A 19,742-nucleotide genomic window follows, 5' to 3' on the forward strand; every position below is an offset into this window, starting at 1 on the left:
ACCCCGGTGCCCCTTCGCCAGCCGGGAGACGCGCCGTCATGCCCGCAGCACGGCCGCCGCCTCGGGGGTGCCGGCCAGGTCCGCGGGGTGCTGCCCGCGGTGGTTCACCGCCCGCGGGTCGGCGCCGGCCCGCAGCAGCGCCTCGACCAGGTCGGCGGCAGCGTCCGACGACGACCTCGCCGCCGCGTGCAGCGGTGTGTCGCCGGTGTTGGTCCGGGCGTGCACGTCCAGGCCGAGGGCGAGCAGGCGGGGCAGCATCCGCGCGTGGTCGAGCGAGCCCAGGGCGTGCAGGAGCGTGCCGCCGCCCCGGTCCGCGGCCGGCGGGAACCCGTCGCCGAGCAGCCGCAGGACGCCGTCGGTATCGCCGTACGCCACCCGCTGCCAGAGCTCGTCGTGCAGGTCCTGGACCGGCGGCGGCAGCAGCCCGGAGTCCGCCCGGCTGCCGGTCCGCCAGCCCAGCAGGACGCCGGCGCAGCCCTCCGCCGGTCCGCCGAGCGCGGCCAGGGCCTCCTCGCGGGCCAGGTCCCGCAGGTCGTGGTCCAGCGGGTGCCACTGGCCGTCGCGGGCGGCCAGCCGGTGGACCCGCCCGCCGCACTCCACCGGCACGACGGCGGGCACCAGCGGCCCGTGCCTCGGCGGCGACTGCGGACGGCCGGGCAGGAGCGCGTCGTGGACGAGCGGATGCAGGGCGTCGGGATCGATGAGGCCGTGGCGGACGAGCTCGGCGTCGAGCGGCTCCTGCCAGTCCGAGATCTGCAGCAGCGGCGCGTGTCGCGGCGGAGGCCCGGCGACGATCGTCGGCCGCTCCCTGAGGTCCAGCCAGCCCTCGCCCAGGTCGACCGTCCCGCCGGGGCTGCTGTGCCGGTGCAGCAGGGCGCGGGCGGCCGGCACCAGCCTCGACCAGACCAGCGGGTGGCTCGCCAGGCTGTCGTCCGACCCCTGCCCGGCCAGGCCGGTGGCGTCGATCCCGGCGGCCGCGGCGGCTTCCCGCTGCCGGCCGGTCGCGTGCGGGCAGGCCGCGTCGGTGCTGACCGGCTCCGGCCCGCACAGCCCGCGCAGCCCGGGCGCCTGCCGGACGTCCCACAGGTGACGGTCGACCAGCGGGGCGACGGGGGAGACGCCGCCGAAGCGCAGCCGGAACAGCCGCCGGCCGCCGCTCCTCGGCCCCGAGGCCAGCAGGATGCCGAGCCCGCCGGCGAGCCGGGTCATCGGGACGGGGCGGCTGGCGGCCGGCCACGAGTGGTGGCCGTGCAGCGGCTCGTGCCAGCGCAGCAGGTCCGGCGCCAGGTGCCGCAGGTCGTCCTCGACCGCGGCGGCGACCTCGCGGCCGTGCTCCCACTCGACGGCGCGCAGGTCGATGTCGGGCGTCACGTGCGCGGCGGCGCAGGCCCGGCGCCAGTCCCCGGCGAGCCGGCGCTCGGTCGCCGCGTCGATCATGGCGGGCGGCACCCCGTACCGCCGGTGCCGCAGCCACCTGCGCACGGTCTGCGCGCTGGGCGGCATGGCGGACATCGGCGCTCCCGGGGTGGTGGACGGCCGCCAACGCTATCGCGCCGGGTCCGGATCTTCGTCGTGTAGCTTCGGGTTGAGCACCACACCCGACGTGAGGACGACCGTGAGCACTGCACTGCCCACCGCGCGCACCGCGGACCCCCAGGACGCGCCGCCGATCAAGTGGGGCGTCATCGCGCCCGGCTGGATCGCGGACCAGTTCGCGGGCGCCGTCCACCGGCACTCGAGGTCGCGGGTGGTCGCCGCCGGCTCCAGCTCGCTCCAGCGCGCCGAGGAGTTCATGGCCCGGCACGGCGGCGGCCGCGCCTACGGCTCCTACGAGGCGCTCGTCGCCGACCCCGACATCGACGCCGTCTACGTCGCGTCGCCGCACAGCCACCACCACGAGCAGACCCTCCTCGCGCTGCGCGCCGGCAAGCCGGTCCTGGTCGAGAAGGCGTTCACGCAGAACGCGGCCCAGGCAGCGGAGCTCATCGAGCTGGCGCGCGGCTCGGGGCTGCTGCTGATGGAGGCGATGTGGAGCCGCTTCCTGCCGCACTACGACGTCGTGCGGCAGCTGCTCGCCGACGGCGCGCTCGGCGACGTGCAGACGGTGATCGGCGACCACGGCCAGCACTTCGACATCCCGCCGACGCACCGGCTGCTCAACCCGGCCCTCGCCGGCGGCGCCCTGCTCGACCTCGGCATCTACCCCGTCTCGTTCACCTCGTTCGTCCTCGGCGCCCCCGAGGAGATCCAGGCGACCGGCACCATGACCACGACCGGCGTCGACGCCCAGGTCTCCGCGGTCCTGCGGACCGGCAGCGCCCACGGCATCGTCTCCACCACCCAGACGGCCGCGTCACCGACCACCGCGAGCATCTCGGGCACCGCCGCCCGGATCGAGCTCGCCGGCCCGTTCTACCAGCCGCAGGCCGTCCGCCTCACCACCGTCGCGGGCGACGTCAGCGAGTCCGCCCCACCCGCGATCACCGGCCACGAGGGCCTCGTCCACCAGGCGGCCCACTTCGCCGACCTGCTCACCGCGGGCGCCACCGACTCGCCGCTGCTGCCCCTCGCCGAAACCCTGACGATCATGCAGACCCTCGACGAGATCCGCCGCCAGATCGGCCTGACCTACCCCAACGAGTAACACCGCCGCTCACCGTCCACGCATGGCCGTCGACCTGCTCATACGCGGGCGGCGGCCATCTGCGTGCGGTCCGGCGCCTTCCGGCGGGCAGGCCTGCCCACCGGAAGAGGCCGATGCTCCGCAGACTCCTCGTCGGAGGCCGCGCCAAGGGGTCTCCGACGCGGGAGGACACGAGAGGAGCAGCAATCATGCGATCGATCCCTCGGAGGTTGGGCGTCTCGCTGGGTGCGCTGGCGGTGGCGGCCGGGCTGGTCGTGACGGCGGGAGCGGGACCGGCGTCGGCGGCGGGTGAGCGGAAGTCGATGTGCTCGGCGTACACCAACTTCACCATCTGGCAGACGAGCAACGAGTGGGCCCGGGTCAGCGAACGGACCTGCATCGACTGGATCAACTACGGCAACCAGGTGCGGGCGCGCGGGGAGTTCCGCATCGACTGGCCCGTCGACTGCAGCGTGTCGCTGCCGCCGGGGGCGAGCTGCCCGTTGAGCCGGCTCACGAAGGCGAAGAACCTGGCGCTGCACGAGCTGCAGGTCAGCATCGGCTGGAACCTCGCCGGCCGGGTCAGCCAGGGCACCTGCACGTGGAAGAAGCAGTACCGCGCGCCGAGCGTGCTGACGACCACGGCGCCGACGTTCAACTGCCAGTCGAACTGGTACAGCCACCCGCGCGGCACGTACACCGCCTGGACCAGCGCCATGGGCGACGTGATGAGCGACGGGGACGGCTGGCGCACGCTGCCCCGCGACCAGTACGGCGTCAGCTTCGGCTAGCGCCACCCGGAGGGCAGGCCGCGCGGACGGAGTGGTCCGCGCGGTCAGCCCGTGTACTGGAAGGCCAGCTCACCGGCGCTTTCCGCCTGCATCTGCAGCTGCCACCGGCTGTCCGCCGGCACCGCCGTCGACAGCGTCACCCAGGCACCGCCGCCCGGCAGCGCCATCCACGCGCTGCAGCCGGTGACCGTGGCGCCGTCGGGGGTTTCGGTGCAGGACCGCGCGTAGGTACGGGCCGGCGCCGAGGTGAGCCTGATGTGGATGTCGCGGCACGCGGCGCTGGTGAAGTTCGGACCTCTGGCGACGACCTCGTTGGCGGCGACGTTGAAACCGCCGTCGACGGCCGTGGCGTAGCAGCCGTCACCGTCGTTCGACGAGACGGGCTTGCCGGTCGCGGGGCCCGGTCGCGGGGGACTCGGGACGGTGATCGTTCCCTGGATGGTGCTCGCCGAGATGAGCGTCGGCAGCGGCGACACGCCGACCGAGGGGGTCGGACTGGCGGTCGCCGACGGTGACGGTGCCGGCGACGCGGTGGCGGCCGACGATGCGACGACGACTCCTGACGCCGGATTCGTGGCGGCCGAGTCGGGCGCGGCGTCGCGGGTCGGTGAGTTCAACCACCAGGCCGCGGCGCCGGCGGCGAGCACCGCGACTCCCGCCGTCGCCAGCGTGGCGGTCCGGCGGCGCCTCGCCGGCGCCGGCCGGCGACCCGCGGCAGCCGGCACCGCCGTCCGCGGGCCCACGCCCTGCGCCGGCCGCTGCGGGTCCGCAGGCGGCACCGGCTGGCGCGAGCCGGCCAGCGCGGCCCGGAAGGCGGCGACGTCCACCGGACGGTCCACCGGCCGCGCGGACGATGCCCGGGTCAGCAGCGCGTTGACCCGTTCGAGGTCATGTGGCGCGAAGAGCGCGTCGATGACGAGCGCCGCGGCGTAGATGTCGCTGCGGACCGTCGGCTGCCCGGCCGCGAGCTCGGGCGCCAGGTAGGGGCCGGTGCCGGCGAGGTTGTGCTCCGTGTGCGCCGCCACCGCGGCCGTCACGCCGAGGTCGCAGAGCTTCGCCCGGCCGCCGTCCAGCAGCACGTTCTCGGGTTCGATGTCGCGGTGCAGGTGACCGCTGCCGTGGATCGCGCCGAGGCCGGCGAGCAGGTCGTCGGCGATCGCGAACGCCTCCTCGACCGGCACGTCGCCACGGCGCAGCCGGGCGGCGAGGGACTCCTCGCAGAGGTCGCTGGCCAGCCACATGGTCGCGGCTCCGGGCGCCGCGGCGGCCCGGAGCCGGATGATGTTCGGGTGGCCGGCGAGCGTCTCGAGCACCGCCACCTCCCGGCGAAATCGTTCCCTGGTCTGGTCAGCACGGCCAGCGGCGCCGGCACGCTGCACGCCGAGCCCCGGGCCTGCCCGTCGCGCCTGCGCCGCAGCGGCGGCTCCGGCGGGTTCCCCGGCGTCGCGATCTGCAGCTCGTGCGTGGTCGACAGGTTCCGCACCCAGAGTTCGTCGCCCCATCGCCAGATCTCCCCGGCGACCCGCGCGAGCGCTGTGCCGTTGTGCGCCGACCAGATCACGATGTCGCAGGCCCGGTCGTCGCGTCCGAACGTCCTGCGGTGACCTTCGGCGTCGAACTCGTGCAGCTCGTCCTGGCCGGGGTCGTCGGGATCAACGATGTTGGTGACGGTCAGCAGCGGCGTTCGCATGGTCGTGGCCCTTCAGATCCGAGGACACAGGTGTGGCACGACCTTGCACCCGGCGACGGCAGCGCGGTGGGCAGCCCTGCCCGTCGGCAGCTGGCTCTGGAGCGACACGGCGCAGGCAGTCATGACCTCCACGACTACCAGGCACCGGCCTTGTCCAGGGTCCGCCGAACCGGCACTCCGGCGGCGCCGTTCGCTGATCGCCGACCCCGCCCGAGCAACCTTCCGCGCCGTCTGGCAGGTTTCTGCTCCATGGGTTTCATGGCGGGGCTGGGCGGCTGGTGCTTCCGGAACCGGTGGTGGGTGCTCGGGGCGTGGCTGGTCGCGGTGATCGGCGGGATCCTGGCGGCGGGGCCGCTGCTGGACGCGATCTCCGAGACCAACAGTGTGCGCAAGAAGGTCGAGTCGATCGAGGCGTACGACCTGATCAGCACCGCCGAGGACTCGTCCGGGCAGGTCGTCGGGCTGGTGGACGCCGTCGACCCGAAGGCGGAGGACGTGCGGGCGGCCGTCGACGCGGCCGCCGGGCGGCTGCGCGGGGTCGAGCACGTGCGCAAGGTCGACGCGACGGCGGTGTCGGCCGACGGCCGGGCGCTGCTCGTGGTGGCCACGCTGGAGAAGGTCGACAAGCCGACCCGCAACGCCGCCGTCGACAAGGTCGAGGCCGAGCTCGACCGGCTCCGCGGCGAGCTGCCCGCGGGTGCCGCGGTCCGGGTCGGCGGGTCCGCGACGATCAGCCGGGACGCCGGGCGGACCCTCGACGGCGACCGGAGCCGCGCCGAGCTGCTGTCGCTGCCGTTGACGCTCGTCGTGCTCGTCATCGTGTTCGGCGGTCTCATCGCGGCCGGGGTGCCGGTGCTCGCCGCGGTCGTGTCCGTCGCCGCCGTCTTCCCCGTCCTGTACGTGTTCACCACGTTCACCGACGTGGACTCCAACGCGCTGACCGTGGCGTCGCTGCTCGGGCTGGGGCTGTCCGTCGACTACGGGCTGCTGCTCGTGGCCCGCTACCGCGAGGAACTGGCCGCCGGGTTCGACCCCGGCGACGCGATCGGCCGGGCCTGGGCGACCGCCGGGCGCACCATCCTGTTCAGCGCCCTCACCGTCGCCGCCGCGCTCGCCGGGCTCCTCGCCTTCTCGGTGCGGCAGCTGACCGCGCTCGGCGCCGCCGGTGTGTCGATCGCGCTGGTCGCGATGCTGGTGTCGCTGACGTTCACGGCGGCGCTCATCGGCCTGGCCCGCAAGCGGCTCAAACCGGCCCGCCGCGCCCGGCGGGACGAGGCCGGGCGCGGGTTCTTCGCCGCCCTCGCCGCGCTGGTGCAGCGCCGGGCGGCGCTCGTCGCCGTGGTCACCGCGGCGCTGCTGCTCGCCGCCGGCCTGCCGCTGCTGTCGGCGACCGTGAAGCTGCCGGGCCTCGAGGGTTTCCCACGCAGCATCGAGTCGGTGCGGGTCGCCGACGAGCTCAAGACCCGGTTCGGCCGGGCGTTCGCCCCGACGCTCACGGTCGTCGCCCGGACCGGCGCCGCGGAGCTCGACGCCTACGCCGCCCGCTGGTCCGGCGATCCGGCCGTCGGCAAGGTGCAGCCGGCGAAGCCCGTCGGTGACGGCCTCGCCGCCGTCGAGCTGAGCCTGCGCGGCGGGGCGCAGGACGACGCCGCCCAGGAGCTCGTGCTGCGGTTGCGCGCGGACCGGCCCGCCGGGGTGCAGTCCTGGGTGACCGGTGACGCCGCGGTGCTGGTGGACCTCGTCGACCTCATCGTCGACGACCTGCCGCTCGCGCTGGGCATCACCCTCACCGCCATGCTCGTGCTGCTGTTCGCCATGACGGGTTCGCTGGTCGTGCCGGTGAAGGCGATCCTCGCCAACGTCGTCTCCCTCGGCGCGACCCTCGGCGTCATGGTCGCCGTGTTCGAGCACGGCTGGCTCGCCGGCGTCCTCGGCACGCTCACCGTCGGCGGTCTCGACCCGTTCGTCGTGGTCATCCTCTTCGCGTTCGCGTTCGCCCTCTCCATGGACTACGAGGTGTTCCTCCTCGGCCGTGTCAAGGAGTACGTCGACGGCGGCGACGACACCGACACCGCCGTCCGCCGCGGCCTGCAGCACACCGGCCGCGTCATCACGTCCGCCGCGCTGCTCATGGTCATCGTGTTCGGCTGCTTCGCGGCGGCGCAGATGGGCAGCATCGAGCAGATCGGCCTCGGCCTGACCACCGCCGTGCTCATCGACGCGACCGTGGTGCGCTGCCTGCTCGTGCCGGCGACGATGACGCTGCTCGGGCGGTGGAACTGGTGGGCGCCGGGACCGCTGCGTCGCCTGCACCAGCGGGTCGGCCTGAAGGAGACGACGCTGCCGGAACGGGAACCGGTGACGATCGCCTGAGCCGGCGCCCGGACAGCTGCCCGTCGGGCCCGGAGCGCCTGCGTCAGCGGCCGAACAGCTGCTCGTCGAGCCCGGAGGGCCGGATCGTCTCCGGGCACGACGGGGAGTAGTAGTTCATCGTGAGCACGGCGCGCACGGCGTCGTCGCGTCGCAGCGGCTCGACGTAGTGGGCGTGCCGGCGGGCGTCGAAGAAGTACAGCTGGCCCGCCGACGGGTAGATCCGCATGGCGTCCGCGTCGACGCCGGCGACGTCCCGGGCGGCGCCGTCGCGGGCGACGACGAGGCCGCCGCCGGTCTCCTCGGTGCACGACGTCAGGTACAGCAGCCCCTGCATGGGGTTGCTGTCGACGTGGCACGGGTACCGCATCGTGATCCCCTGCTGGATGTTGAGGCTCAGCGCGCGGTTGTCGCTGCTGGTCTCCTCCAGCTTCTCCTCCGCGGTCCGCTCGCCGAGCTGCTTGAACCAGCCGCTGTACAGGTCGAAGGTCCACGGCGCGGCCCGGCGCAGCACCTCGCCGTCGACGCTGTGCATCGGGATCTCGGCGTCGGGGACCTCCCGGGCGGTGGACATGGTGGGCCGGAAGACGCGCCGGACGGCGTGCCCGCGGGCCACGTCGAGCAGCGCCGCGTCCCAGCCGTCGGGCAGCAGGTGCCCGACGTCGTACACGTGCCAGTGGAAGGGCAGGTCCTGCGGCGGCTGCCAGGCGGTGCCGGTCATCGGTGGGTCCCTCCGCATGCCTGTTGCTCGGCCATCGACTCGTGGTGGTCCTGCACGGCCTGCCACAGCCGGGGGAAGCGCATGTGCGCGACGAACCGGTCGAGCACGCCGACGGACCGCCCGGTCAGGCTGAGCGGAGCGGTGCCGTCGTCGAGGGTCGGGTGGCCGCCGAGGCGGGCCCACACCATCCGCTGGTGCTCCTGCTGCCAGCCGAGCATCGCGTCGTCGAGGTCCAGCATCTCCAGCGCGACCGCCCGCAGGTCCGGGTGGGCCTCGCCGGCGTCCAGCAGCTCCGCCTCCGACGCCACGCCGGCGGACTCCATCGCAGCGCAGAAGCAGCGCCACAGATGCCGGCACGCCTTGTGCAGGTTGCGCATACCGGGTGAGTCCAGGCCGCTGCCGCCGTCCGGGAGCGTCGCCCGGATCTGCAGGAACTCGGTCTGCGGAATGCCGGACCGGACCTGGCCGAGATGGGTGACCGTCAGCCGCTGCAACTCCGTCGCGCGGCGCACCAGGCGGTGCGCGGACCGGTGATTCCCGGCGCGCAGATCATCTGCGGCGCGGACGATGTCGAAATGCATGTTGTACCAGAGCAGTTCCGCGGTGAGATGCAGCGTCTGGAACAGCAGGAAATCGGGGTGCGGTATTTCCGGCAGCGGGCGTAATGCCCTGACCGCGTCGGTGAACCGCACCACTTCGTCATATGCGGTCGGCCCGCCGACGGCGAAGACCGGCCCGGACATTCCGTGCTCATGCTGGTTGTCGCCGGCCATATAAACGGTCCGCTCCGCTTCTACCGCATGAAGCAATACGCCGTTCACGCGTATTTAACAAGCATCACTTGATGCATTTCCGGGCGTCACGCTACCGAGTTTTAGTGACGGGTGTCAATGATCGGATACTGCGTCCGCATGACCTTGGACTCGGGGAACCGGTTCGGATTACGTAGCCGGCCGCCCGGATGCGCACGACGACACGGGACACCCCCGGACGGCATCGTCAAGGCTTCCAGAAGATCCGGATTGGAGACCTCGTGGCGGCGATGTTGGCTCGGCTCGGCCGTTGGTGCTTCAGACGCCGGGGACCGGTGGTCCTCGCCTGGCTGGCCGTCCTCGCGGGGGTGGTCGTCGCGGGGCTGACCGCGCCGCCGGCCCCCGACGACGACTTCTCCGTGCCCGGCGTCGAGTCGCAGCTGGCGTTCGACGTGCTGCGGGAGCGGTTCCCCGGGATCACGGCCGACGCCGGCGGCGCGACCGTGGTGTTCGTGGCGCCGGCGGGCCGGCAGGTGACGGACGAGCCCTACCGGGCGGCCGTCGAGGCGGCGGCCCGGCGGCTCGCCGGCGGCGGCCAGGTGGCGATGGCCGGCGACCCGTTCGAGGACGGCGCGGTCAGCGGCGACGGCTCGGCGGCGTACGTCAACGTCACCTACACCGTCACGGCCGCGCGGGTCAGCGCCGCCAGCCGCGCGGAGCTCGCCGCGGCGGCCCGCGAGGCCAGGGTCTCCGGGCTCACGGTCGAGGCCGGCGGCAGCGCACTGGAAGGGGAGGGCGGCGGCCCGGCGGGCACCGCGGAGCTCGTCGCCGTCGCCCTCGCGGCGGTCGTCCTGCTGATCACCCTGGGGTCCCTGGCGGCGGCGGGCCTGTCGCTGCTGACCGCGCTGCTCGGGGTCGCGGTGAGCATGCTGTCGATCCTCGCCCTCAGTCACGCGTTCGGGCTGTCCGCGACCACCGGCACGCTCGCCCTCATGCTCGGCCTCGCGGTCGGCATCGACTACGCGCTGTTCGTCATGACGCGGTACCGCGAGGAGCGCGCCCGCGGCCTGCCCGCCGAGGAGGCGGTGTTCCTCGCCGCCGGCACCGCCGGGTCCGCGGTCGCCTTCGCCGGCCTGACCGTCGTGATCGCCCTGGCGGGCCTGGCGGTGGTGGGCATCCCGATGCTGACCAAGATGGGCCTGACCGCCGTCGGTGCGGTGTCGGCGGCGGTACTGGTGGCGCTGACCCTCGTCCCCGCCGTCCTCGGGTTCGCCCCGGAGCGGGTCCTGTCCCGCGCCGCCCGCCGAGCCCCCGCGATGGCCTCAACCGGCCGCGGCGACCCCGCGATGGCCTCAACCGGCCACGGCGACCCCGCGACGGCCTCAACCGCCCACGGCGACCCCGCGACGGTCGAGGCCGGACGCGGCGGTGCGAGGTGGGCCCGGTTCGTGCTGCGCCGCCCGGTCGCCGTGCTGCTCGCCGGGGTGGCGCTGCTCGGCGCCCTCGCCGTGCCCGCCGCGGGGCTGCGGCTCGGCATGCCGGGCGACGAGGCCCGGCCGGCGACGACCACGCAGCGCCGCGCGTACGACGCCCTCGCGACCGCGTTCGGGCCGGGGTTCAACGGCCCGCTGATGTTCGTCGTGGACGCCAAGGGCGCGCCCGACCCGCAGGCCGCGGTCGCCGCGATCGCCGGCCGGGTCGCCGCGACGGCCGGGATCGTGTCCGTGTCGCCGCCGCACTTCAACGACGCCGGCGACACCGCGATCCTCGACGCCGTGCCGTCCACCGCCCCGACCGACGCCGCGACCAAGGACCTCGTCCGCGACCTGCGCGCCGCCCGGACCCGGCTGGCCGCCGGCACCGGCGCGACGTTCCAGGTCACCGGCACGACCGCGGTCAACATCGACCTGGCCGGCAAGATCCAGGGCGCGCTGCTGCCGTACCTGGCCACCGTCGTCGGGCTCGCCGTGCTGGTGCTGCTCGTCGTGTTCCGGTCGATCCTGGTCCCCGTCAAGGCGGCGCTCGGGTTCCTGCTCTCCGTGCTGGCCGCGCTCGGCGTCCTGGTGCTGGTGTTCCAGCGGGGCTTCGCCGCCGACCTGCTCGGTGTCGCGCAGACCGGTCCCGTCATGAGCGCGGTGCCGATCTTCCTGATCGGGATCGTGTTCGGGCTGGCCATGGACTACGAGGTGTTCCTCGTGTCGCGGATGCGGGAGGCGTACGTCCACGGCGAGACGCCGCACCAGGCGATCGGGACCGGGTTCCGGCACAGCGCCCGCGTCGTCGTCGCCGCCGCGCTGATCATGATGGCGGTCTTCGGCGGGTTCATCAGCGAACAGGACCAGTTCATCAAGATGATCGGGCTCAGCCTGGCCAGCGCCGTGCTCTTCGACGCGTTCGTCGTCCGGATGGCGATCGTCCCCGCGGCCCTGGCGCTGCTCGGTCACCGCGCCTGGTGGCTGCCGCGCCGCCTGGACCGGATCCTGCCGAAGGTCGACGTCGAGGGCGAGCGCCTCACCCGCGACCCGGTCACGCCGGAGCTGGTGTCCAGTCACGAACGGTGAACCCGGACCGGGCCCGTCCCGGCCCGGGAGATACTCGACGTCGGCGGCACGATGAGGAGCGCGGATGGTCAGCCTGGAGTACGCGGAGCGGCATCCGCGGCTGACCGACGGCGTCATCGCGGTCGCGCTGCTGGCCGGCGCGGTCCTCGGCGCGCACCTCGTCGGCCCGGGCGAGGGCCGCGCCGAGCACGTCTGGGTCGCCGACGTGCTGGCCGGGCTCGCCTGCCTGGCGCTGCTCAGGGCGCGGGAGCACCCGCGGGCCACGGTCGCCGTCACCGCCGCCTGCGCCGTCGTGCTGGGTGGCCTCGGCTACCTGCTGACCCCGCTGCTGCTGGCGCCGGTGATGGTCGCGCTGTACTGGCTGGCCGCCTCGACCTCGTCGCGGACGGCGTGGACCTACGGCGGCGTGACGACCGCGCTGGTCGTGTGCGCCGCCGTAGGCGTCGACCACCTCGACGGGACGGTGCTGCTGCGGGTCATCGGGCCCGCGCTGTGGCTGCTGCTGCCCCTGTCGATGGGCAGCCGGTCCCGGCTGCGCCGCGCCTACCTCGACGCGGTCCACGCCCGCGCCGAGCACGCCGAGCGGACCCGCGAGGAGGAGGCGCGGCTGCGGGTCACCGAGGAGCGCATGCGCATCGCCCGCGACCTGCACGACGTCGTCGCCCACCACATGGCCGTCGCCAACGCGCAGGCCGGCACGGCGGCGCACCTCCTCGACGGCGACCCGGCCCTCACCCGGAAGCTCCTCGCCGACCTGCAGGTCACCACCTCGTCGGTCATGCTCGACCTGCGGCACACCGTCGGCGTCCTGCGCCAGGCCGGCGACGCCGACCCCCTCGAGCCCACGCCCGGGCTCGCCCGGCTGCCGGAGCTGCTGGAGGTGTGCGGGTCGGCCGGGCTCACCGTCGACCTCGCGGTCGAGGGCGAGCCGCGCCCCCTGCCGCCCGGCGCCGACCTGACCGCCTACCGGATCATCCAGGAGGCCCTGACCAACGCCACGAAGTACGCAGCACCGGCGACCGCCCGCGTGCGCCTGCGGTACACCGGCGGCACCCTCACCATCACGGTCGCCAACGCCACCCGTACCGGCGGGAAGGCAGCGGACGGCGCGGGCTTCGGCATCGTCGGGATGCGCGAGCGGGCCCACGCCATCGGCGGTGACCTGCGGGTCAGCGACGGCGGCGGCGGGTTCGAGGTCGTGACCACCCTTCCGCTGCGGGCCCGGGAGGCGCCGTGACCATCCGCGTCCTGCTCGCCGACGACCAGGCGCTCCTGCGCGGCACGTTCCGGCTGCTGATCGACTCCTGCCCGGACCTGTCGGTGGTGGCCGAGGCCGCCGACGGTGCCGCCGCCGTCGAGCTCACCCGCCGGCACCACCCCGACGTGGTCGTGATGGACGTGCGGATGCCCGGCACCGACGGCCTGGCCGCCACCGAGGCCATCTGCGCCGACCCGGCCCTCGCCGGCACCCGGGTGCTGATCCTCACCACCTTCGAGAACGACGAGCACGTCGCCCGGGCCCTGCGCGCCGGCGCCAGCGGGTTCCTCGGCAAGTACGTCACCACCGACACGCTGCTGGAGGCGATCCGCGCCGTCGCGGCGGGCGACAGCCTGCTGTCCCCGGGAGCGACCAAGGCCCTGATCGCGCAGTTCCTCGCCGCCCCGCGGCCGGTGCCCGTCGTCACGCCCGAGCTGCGGGACCTGACGAACCGTGAGCTGGAGGTCATGAAGCTGGCCGCCGACGGCCGGTCCAACGACGAGATCGCCGCCGAGCTGCGCCTCAGCGTCCTCACCGTCCGCACGCACGTGCAGCGGGCCATGACCAAGCTCGGCGCCCGCGACCGGGCCCAGCTGGTCGTCCTGGCGTACAAGAACGGCCTCGTCCCACCGTCCGCGCCGGGTTAGCGCCCCATCGCGTCCGCGACGGTCGTCAGCAGCTCGTCGCACCACGCGGCGAACGGCTCGCGGGGTGTGCGGACCGGGTGGATGCGGTTGCTCAGCACCACCACGCCGTAGCCGCGGGCGGGCTCGAGCCAGATCCGGTTGCCGACGAACCCCGACATGCCGTAGCCGTCCGCGCCCGCGCGGGGCCCGCCCAGCCCCCGGGTGGGCGCGAGCCACCAGCCGAGGCCGAAGCGCTCCCCGCCGCCCTCCGCCCAGCACTCGCGCACCGACCGGTGCAGCGCCGGGGTGCTCACCCGCTCGCACAGCCAGTCCTGCCCGATCCTGGCCACCTGCCCGATCGTCCCGAACGCGCCCGCGTGCCCGGCGACGCCACCCATCGCCGCGGCGTTCTCGTCGTGGACCTCGCCGCAGATCAGCCGGCCCCGCCAGGCGCACCGCTCGGTGGCGACCGCGGGTCCGGGCAGCGGCGCGTACCGCAGACCGTGCCGCCCGGCCGCCTCGGTCAGCGGCCGGCCGGTGAGCGCCTCGACCATCGCGCCGAGGACGATGAAGTTCACGTCGCTGTACGCGGCCCCGGCGCCGACGGTCCGCGTCCGCAGCGCCGCCGCCACGACGTCGGCGCCCTCCCTGAAGAACGGGACGGTGGCGGGCAGCCCGGCGTCGTAGCTGAGCAGCTGTGCGATGGTCGCGCCGGCGAACGGCGCGTGCCGCGCGCCCGGCCACGCGGCGCCCAGCGGCTCGTCCAGCCCGATCCGCCGGCCGGCCACCAGGTCCAGGACTGCGGGGACCGTCACGAGGACCTTGGTGAGGCTCGCCAGGTCCCACCAGTCGTGCCGGGTGGCGGGCCGGCCGGTCTCCAGGTCGGCGACCCCGTGCACGACCTCTTCCAGCTGCGCGTCCCGGGTGAACACGGCCACCGCGACGGCCGGCATCGGCGCCTGCCGCACGAGCGCGTCAATGGTCATCGTTCGAGTCTGCCTCGCCTCGGACGCGACGGGCGTCGTGCCCGCCCGGCCGCCCGGCCGCGTCACTGCAGTGCGTCGGCATGGACGACACTGCCGGGCCCGACGTCTGCGGTGCCGCGGGCCGGATGTGGCTGCCGTCAGCGCAGGACGTCGTCGAGGAAGTCGGCGCCGGCCTCGGTGAGGGTGCCGACCTCGACGGTGGCGCCGGTGAAGACGTGGCCGGCGCCGTCGACGGGGAGGACGTCGCAGCGGACACCCTGGGCGCGCAGCGCCTCGGCGAAGCCGGTGGCCTCCTCGAACGGGACGGTCTCGTCGTCGGTGCCGTGGACGAGCAGGAACGGCGGCGCGGCGGGGTGGACGTTGTGCAGCGGGCTGGCGTGCCGGGCGAACGCCTGCCGCTCCGCCAGGGGGCCGCCGAGGAGGATCGCCGGGAACATGAACGGGTCGTCCTGGCGCGGGACCGTGGAGAGGTCGGCCGGGGCGTACCAGAGGATGACGGCCTGGATCGCGGTGTCGCCGGTGCCGGTGAGGGCCGCGACCGCCGCGATCTGGCCGCCGGCGGACTCGCCGAGCACGGCGAAGCGGGCCGGGTCGAGGCGCAGCGCGGCGGCGTGGTGGCGCAGCCAGCGGACGGCGGCCTCGACGTCGGCCTGCTGCGCCGGGTAGGTGGCCTCGAGGGCGAGGCGGTAGTCGACGTCGGCGACGGCGTAGCCGCGGGCCACCATCCGCTCGTGGAACCGCTGGTCGACCGTCCACACGCGGCTGCCGGTCATCCAGCCGCCGCCGTGGATCCACAGCACCACGGGAAACGGGCCGTCGCCGGGCGGCACGTGCAGGTCCAGGTGCAGCGGCCGGTACCCGAGCGGCGTGGAGACCACGCAGTTGGCGTGGGTGAGCGTCTTGCGGGGTTCGGGCACGGGATGGAAGGTCACGGCGCCTACCCTACGAGAACGCGTCGCGGCGGCGCTGACCCTACGAGAACACACCGAGGGCCGCGGCGATGCCGACGGCGACGACCGCGCCACCGGCGAGCTCGCGGCGCCAGGTCTGCTCGCGCTCCTCGCCCTCGCGGCCGAACAGCTCGACGAGCGAGAACACCAGGCCCGGCAGGGACAGCAGGACGAAGCCGTTGACGATCCGTGCCGCCGGGTCGTCCAGCAGCCAGGCGAGGGCGAGGCCGGAGACGGTGCCGACGAGCATCATGAAGACCGTCTTGACGACGCGCTTCGGCAGGACGCGGAAGAGCCGCGGCTTGTTCGGGAACGCGTCCTCGTACACGCCGAGGACCTGCGGCACGAGGAACAGCGCGGCACCCGCCCACAGCTGCCACGGCATGCCCAGGAACGGGACGGCGACGAAGACGAAGAGCGCGGTGCGCAGCCCGATCGCGGCGAGCCGCTGCACCTTGCCGGGCTTGGGCAGCTTCTCCGGCCGGACGGCGCCGAGCCGCGCCGGGTACGCCCAGCCGGCGACGCCCTCCAGCACGATCCGCACGGCGATGGCGGCGAGCGCCGCGAGCGCGATCCGGTCCGCGGACCCGGCGATCGGCAGCTCGTGGCCGGCGAGGCCGTCCAGCGCGCCGATGCTCTTCTGCACGGCCCAGCCGCCGGTGAGCGACGCGATGAGCACGTCGCCGCCGCGGGTCCACCAGTCCAGCCCGCGCCGCGGCGGCGGGCGCCGGAACGGGCGCACGACGCCGGCGAGCAGCGCGATCGCGAACCACAGCGCACTCACACCGAGCAGCAGGCGCAGCGTGCCGGTCGAGGTGACCCCGCCGCCGGCGGCGACGACCGCGCCGAACGCGACGGCCGCGGCGAGGCCGGCGAACGCGTCGAAGATGCCGAGCACGACGAGCGCCAGCATGAGTCCGGCGGGCGGCAGCGGCGAGCCGTGGCCCTGCACGCCGGCGACGGCGCCGAGGACCGCGCCGGCGGCCGGCACCGCCCACCAGGCGCCGCCGAGCATCGCCCGCAGGTAGGAGCCGTCGGTGAGGAGCCTGGCCAGCAGCGGCGACTTCGGCGCGACCCGCTGCGGCAGGTCCAGGCTGCGCCGGTCGAGCCAGCCGGTCGGCAGCAGCCGCCAGCTGGACGACTTGTCGCCGCGGCCGCTGCCGTCCCACTGCTCCTTGAAGTGCTTGGACGAGCCGGAAGCGATCTTGCCCGCCTTGCGGGATTCGGCCTTCGTACGGACGGTGCCGCCGCCCGCGACGGCCACGCCGCCCGCGCCGGCGGTGATGGCGAGGAGCGTGAAGCCGGCGACGGCGGTGTCGACGACCGCGTCCGCGTGCGCGGCGGGCAGGTACGCGGGGAACTGGGCGAGCACGTCGACGGCGGCCGGGAGGGCCGGCGCCGCGACGGCGGGCCGGTCGACGCCGGGCGGTGCGACGGCGACGGGCGACACCGCGGGCGCGGAGGGGATGTCGGCGAGCAGCAGCCCGACGCTCAGCGACCGCTGCGCGCCACCGGCGGTGACGCCGTTGACCTGCAGCGCGTGCCGGCCCGTGGGCAGCGTCGCCGGCACCGGCAGCTCCGCCGTGACGGTGCCGCGCTCGTCGGTGGTCACCTGCCCGATCAGCACCGGGTCGGAGAACAGCCACACGTCCGTGCGGGTCTTCGCGGCGAACCCCGTCATCGTCACCGACACGCGGTGCCCGCGGTCCACGACGAGGTTCCCGCCGGCGTCGAGCGGCTGCCGGGTGGAGTCCGCGCCGACCGCGGCGACGGAGGCGGTGAAGCCGCTGCCGGTGAGCGTGACGCCGCCCCCGGTCGCGGGCGCGAGCGTGACGGCCGCCGGTACACCATCCACAGTGGACATCGTGGCGTTGGGCGCGAGCGAGGGCCGGGCCCCCGTCGCCGGGTCGGCCACCGGCACCGCCGCCGCCTGGGCGACGGTCAGTGTCGCGACGACGGGGGCCGCGACCCAGTCGGGGTTGTCGAGCGTGGCCACGATCCGGTACGTGCCCGGCGCCGACGGGACCCGGGCGCGGGCGTCGTAGGTGACGGCGGTCCCGGTCAGCCCGGCCGGCGTCGTGCTCACCCGCACGGCCCGCGGGCCGCCGTCGGACACCTGCGAGAGCCCACCCACATGCAGCGTGGCGGTGCCGGGGGAGACCGGGACGGTGGCGGTCGCGGCGGTCGCCGGCAGGTGCGACTCGTCGCCCGGCTGGGCGGCGGTCACGGTGCAGGTGCCGGTGTGCACGGGCGCCAGCGCGGTGCCCAGCGCGCAGGGGCCCCCGACGGTGACCTGGACGGGCAGCCCGGCGCTGGACGTGGCGGTGACGGCGCCGGCCGGGCCGCCGACGGTGAGCCGCCGCGGCGCGGTCAGGGTCACGGCCTGCACGGCGCGGGCCACCTCGACGGAGCGGACCACGGCGGGCGCCGCGAGCCGGTTCGCGTCGCCGTCCTGGTGCGCGGTGACGGCGCACTCGCCGCCCCGCACGAACGCGAGCTCGCCCGCGCGCACCTCGCACCCGCCGGTGGCGGTGAACCGGACCGGCAGCGCCGACGAGGCGGTGGCCCGCAGCGGGCGCGGCGCGTCGCCGAACGTCGCGGCGTCCAGGCCGGCGAAGTCGACGGTCTGCGCGGCCTTCGCGACCGTCAGCGTCGCGGTGAGCGTCCCCTGGTGGTGGGCGCCGTCGACGGTGGCGACGACCCGGTAGGTGCCGGCGGCGGTCGGCGGCGTCCTGGACCCGTCATAGGTGATGTCGACGGCACCGGCGGTGGACGGCTCGACGGTGACGGTCGCCGGCCGGGGCGCGCCGCTGTACACCTGCGACAACCCGCCGAGCGTGATCGTGGCGGCGCCCTTGGCCACGGCGAACGACCGCGTGACCGGCGCGGCGGCGAGACGGTCGGCGTCGCCGGGCTGCGTCGCGGTCACCGTGCACTGGCCGACGCCGGTGACCGACAGGGTCACGCCGTCCACGGTGCAGGGGCCGCCGGCGTCGAACCGGACTGGCAGCCCGGCCCCGGTGGACGCGGCGAGGCGGACGGGTCCGGCGCCGTACCTGCGGCCGGTGAGCTCCGGGAACGTGATGGTCTGCGGCGCCCTGGCGACCACGAGGGTGCCCGAGGCGGTGCCCGTGTGCGTCGCCGACGTGTACGTCGCCCGCACCGCGTAGCTGCCGGCGTGCGCCGGGGCGGTGGCGGCGCCGTCGTAGGTGACGGACATCGTTCCCGTGCCAGGATCCGGGTCGGCGGACGCGGTGACGGCGCGCCCGGTGCCGTCGTACGTCTGCGTGAGCCCGGCGAGGGCCACCGACACCGGCGCCTTGGCCACCTGGAAGACCCGGGTCACGGGCGGCGCCGCGGTGTACGTGCCGTCGCCGGCCTGGCTCGCGGTCAGCGTGCAGGCGCCGACGGCGGTGACGGTCACGGTGTCGCCGGACACGGTGCACGCGCCGGCGGCGGTGAGGGTGACCGGCAGCCCGGACGACGCGGCCGCGCCGGCTGGGAACGGCGCGACCCCGTAGACGACGTCGCCGGGCGCCGGGAAGTCGATGGTCTGCGCGCCGGGCGCGCTCGGCTGCCCGCCGCGGACCCGGTGCACGTACCGCCCGCCGGACCTGTGCACCAACCCGGTGCCGGTGTTGGCGTCGACCAGGGCGCCGGCGACCCCCGAGCCCGGGTACACGTAGGTGAAGGTGCCGTTGGAGTAGCCGACGGTCAGCCCGCCGACCGGCTCGTATGCCAGCCGGTCGTAGTTCATGACGATGTCGAAGTTCCCGGCGCCGGTGTCCGACCGGTCGACGAGGACCAGCTGCGAGCTGTTGAGCCGGTCCGAGCCGTTGTTGTAGTAGCCGACGTCGACCCAGTTCACGCAGTAGGCGGGCCGCCCGGCGTACGTGATCGGGCCGAACGACACGGGCTTCGTCCCGGCCGCCCGGGTGTCGACGTCGAAGAACGCGACCGCGATGATCGGGCTGCCGAACGCGGCCAGGTCCAGCCCCGAGAACCCCGTGTACGGGCCGCCGAACGTGACGTCGCCGTTGTTGTTGACGTACATGCTGTCGTACGTCGTGCCGAAGAAGTTGACCGGGAACCCGAGCGGCACCGGCCCCGACGACCCGTCGTCCGTGCGCGCCGCGACGGTCGTGAGGCAGCCGGGATCGGTGACGACCGCGCCCGGTCCGGCCGCCGCGGCCGGCCCCACCCCGGTCCCGAGGCCGATGCCGAGGAGCGCCGCCTGCGTCGCGAGCAGGACCAGCGCCAGGAAACGGTCTCGACGGGTCATAGGCGCCGTATCGGCACCCTGCCCCGCCCGCTTGATCGTCCAGCGGTTGCGTGCTCGGTGCCGGGCGGTTGCCACCGCCGGGCGTCGATCCTCCGGACCCGCTCACCCGCGCGGGGTGATGATCATCGGCGG

The 19,742-nt window shown here is 75.0% G+C and carries 14 protein-coding genes; 7 read left to right on the forward strand and 7 right to left on the reverse strand.

From position 1 onward, the window contains the following. Positions 1 to 36: 36 nt before the first annotated feature. Positions 37 to 1,512: an ankyrin repeat domain-containing protein gene (locus ABZ321_RS29395; RefSeq protein ID WP_354897142.1), complete on the reverse strand. Its 1,476-nt coding sequence runs from the start codon at positions 1,510 to 1,512 to the stop codon at positions 37 to 39. A gap of 103 nt (positions 1,513 to 1,615) precedes the next feature. Here ABZ321_RS29395 and ABZ321_RS29400 point away from each other — a divergent pair, with 103 nt between their 5' ends. Together ABZ321_RS29400 and ABZ321_RS29405 are read left to right on the forward strand one after the other, a co-directional pair. Further along, on the forward strand, positions 1,616 to 2,644 hold the full coding sequence (locus ABZ321_RS29400; RefSeq protein ID WP_354897145.1) for a Gfo/Idh/MocA family oxidoreductase: 1,029 nt from the start codon (positions 1,616 to 1,618) through the stop codon (positions 2,642 to 2,644). Positions 2,645 to 2,832: 188 nt separating this feature from the next. Continuing rightward, the gene (locus tag ABZ321_RS29405; RefSeq protein ID WP_354897148.1) at positions 2,833 to 3,414 is read left to right on the forward strand and encodes a hypothetical protein; all 582 of its coding nucleotides are present in this window, start codon (positions 2,833 to 2,835) and stop codon (positions 3,412 to 3,414) included. Positions 3,415 to 3,458: 44 nt separating this feature from the next. Here the strand turns inward: ABZ321_RS29405 and ABZ321_RS29410 are convergent, their stop codons facing one another. Then, on the reverse strand, positions 3,459 to 4,727 hold the full coding sequence (locus ABZ321_RS29410) for a protein kinase (protein ID WP_354897151.1): 1,269 nt from the start codon (positions 4,725 to 4,727) through the stop codon (positions 3,459 to 3,461). Between ABZ321_RS29410 and ABZ321_RS29415 the strand changes: the two genes are divergently transcribed. Both ABZ321_RS29415 and ABZ321_RS29420 read left to right on the forward strand, forming a co-directional pair. After that, positions 4,704 to 5,018 (forward strand): hypothetical protein, encoded by a 315-nt coding sequence (locus tag ABZ321_RS29415; RefSeq protein WP_344505190.1) that lies wholly within the window; start codon positions 4,704 to 4,706, stop codon positions 5,016 to 5,018. The genes ABZ321_RS29410 and ABZ321_RS29415 overlap by 24 nt on opposite strands. Before the next feature lie 335 nt (positions 5,019 to 5,353). Beyond that, the gene (locus ABZ321_RS29420) at positions 5,354 to 7,477 is read left to right on the forward strand and encodes an MMPL family transporter (protein WP_354897154.1); all 2,124 of its coding nucleotides are present in this window, start codon (positions 5,354 to 5,356) and stop codon (positions 7,475 to 7,477) included. A gap of 43 nt (positions 7,478 to 7,520) precedes the next feature. Here ABZ321_RS29420 and ABZ321_RS29425 read toward each other — a convergent pair whose 3' ends face one another. After that, a complete protein-coding gene (locus tag ABZ321_RS29425) occupies positions 7,521 to 8,195 on the reverse strand; it encodes a 2OG-Fe(II) oxygenase (protein ID WP_354897157.1) in 675 nt (224 codons plus the stop codon). After that, positions 8,192 to 9,016, reverse strand: coding sequence for a hypothetical protein (locus ABZ321_RS29430; protein WP_354897159.1), 825 nt, complete (start codon positions 9,014 to 9,016; stop codon positions 8,192 to 8,194). The genes ABZ321_RS29425 and ABZ321_RS29430 overlap by 4 nt, the downstream gene beginning before the upstream one ends. A 266-nt stretch (positions 9,017 to 9,282) precedes the next feature. Here ABZ321_RS29430 and ABZ321_RS29435 point away from each other — a divergent pair, with 266 nt between their 5' ends. From ABZ321_RS29435 to ABZ321_RS29445, 3 genes are all read left to right on the forward strand, one after another. Next, positions 9,283 to 11,508, forward strand: coding sequence for an MMPL family transporter (locus tag ABZ321_RS29435; RefSeq protein WP_354897161.1), 2,226 nt, complete (start codon positions 9,283 to 9,285; stop codon positions 11,506 to 11,508). Between the two features lie 64 nt (positions 11,509 to 11,572). Beyond that, positions 11,573 to 12,745, forward strand: coding sequence for a sensor histidine kinase (locus ABZ321_RS29440; protein ID WP_354897164.1), 1,173 nt, complete (start codon positions 11,573 to 11,575; stop codon positions 12,743 to 12,745). After that, the gene (locus ABZ321_RS29445; RefSeq protein ID WP_354897167.1) at positions 12,742 to 13,413 is read left to right on the forward strand and encodes a response regulator transcription factor; all 672 of its coding nucleotides are present in this window, start codon (positions 12,742 to 12,744) and stop codon (positions 13,411 to 13,413) included. The genes ABZ321_RS29440 and ABZ321_RS29445 overlap by 4 nt, the downstream gene beginning before the upstream one ends. On the opposite strand, the gene ABZ321_RS29450 is transcribed toward ABZ321_RS29445, so the two are convergent. The 3 genes from ABZ321_RS29450 to ABZ321_RS29460 all read right to left on the reverse strand — a co-directional run bounded on the left by ABZ321_RS29450 (position 13,410) and on the right by ABZ321_RS29460 (position 19,610). Continuing rightward, the gene (locus tag ABZ321_RS29450; protein ID WP_344505183.1) at positions 13,410 to 14,378 is read right to left on the reverse strand and encodes a serine hydrolase domain-containing protein; all 969 of its coding nucleotides are present in this window, start codon (positions 14,376 to 14,378) and stop codon (positions 13,410 to 13,412) included. The two genes, ABZ321_RS29445 and ABZ321_RS29450, sit on opposite strands and share 4 nt — an antisense overlap. 137 nt (positions 14,379 to 14,515) lie before the next feature. Then, positions 14,516 to 15,310 carry an alpha/beta hydrolase gene (locus ABZ321_RS29455; RefSeq protein WP_344505182.1) on the reverse strand — a complete coding sequence of 265 codons (795 nt, stop codon included), beginning with the start codon at positions 15,308 to 15,310 and terminating at the stop codon, positions 14,516 to 14,518. A 40-nt stretch (positions 15,311 to 15,350) separates the two neighbouring features. Then, positions 15,351 to 19,610: an MBG domain-containing protein gene (locus tag ABZ321_RS29460; protein WP_354897170.1), complete on the reverse strand. Its 4,260-nt coding sequence runs from the start codon at positions 19,608 to 19,610 to the stop codon at positions 15,351 to 15,353. Positions 19,611 to 19,742 lie beyond the last annotated feature (132 nt).

Origin of the sequence: Dactylosporangium sp. NPDC006015, from assembly GCF_040614215.1 — a bacterium.
Taxonomy (GTDB): domain Bacteria; phylum Actinomycetota; class Actinomycetes; order Mycobacteriales; family Micromonosporaceae; genus Dactylosporangium; species Dactylosporangium maewongense.

What these genes read in the sequence shown, in the direction of transcription:
- ABZ321_RS29425 (WP_354897157.1), bottom strand. Translation starts at nt 8,195, where the DNA reads ATGACCGGCACCGCCTGGCAGCCGCCGCAGGACCTGCCCTTCCACTGG.
- ABZ321_RS29440 (WP_354897164.1), top strand. Translation starts at nt 11,573, where the DNA reads ATGGTCAGCCTGGAGTACGCGGAGCGGCATCCGCGGCTGACCGACGGC.
- ABZ321_RS29460 (WP_354897170.1), bottom strand. Translation starts at nt 19,610, where the DNA reads ATGACCCGTCGAGACCGTTTCCTGGCGCTGGTCCTGCTCGCGACGCAG.
- ABZ321_RS29395 (WP_354897142.1), bottom strand. Translation starts at nt 1,512, where the DNA reads ATGTCCGCCATGCCGCCCAGCGCGCAGACCGTGCGCAGGTGGCTGCGG.
- ABZ321_RS29405 (WP_354897148.1), top strand. Translation starts at nt 2,833, where the DNA reads ATGCGATCGATCCCTCGGAGGTTGGGCGTCTCGCTGGGTGCGCTGGCG.
- ABZ321_RS29420 (WP_354897154.1), top strand. Translation starts at nt 5,354, where the DNA reads ATGGGTTTCATGGCGGGGCTGGGCGGCTGGTGCTTCCGGAACCGGTGG.
- ABZ321_RS29450 (WP_344505183.1), bottom strand. Translation starts at nt 14,378, where the DNA reads ATGACCATTGACGCGCTCGTGCGGCAGGCGCCGATGCCGGCCGTCGCG.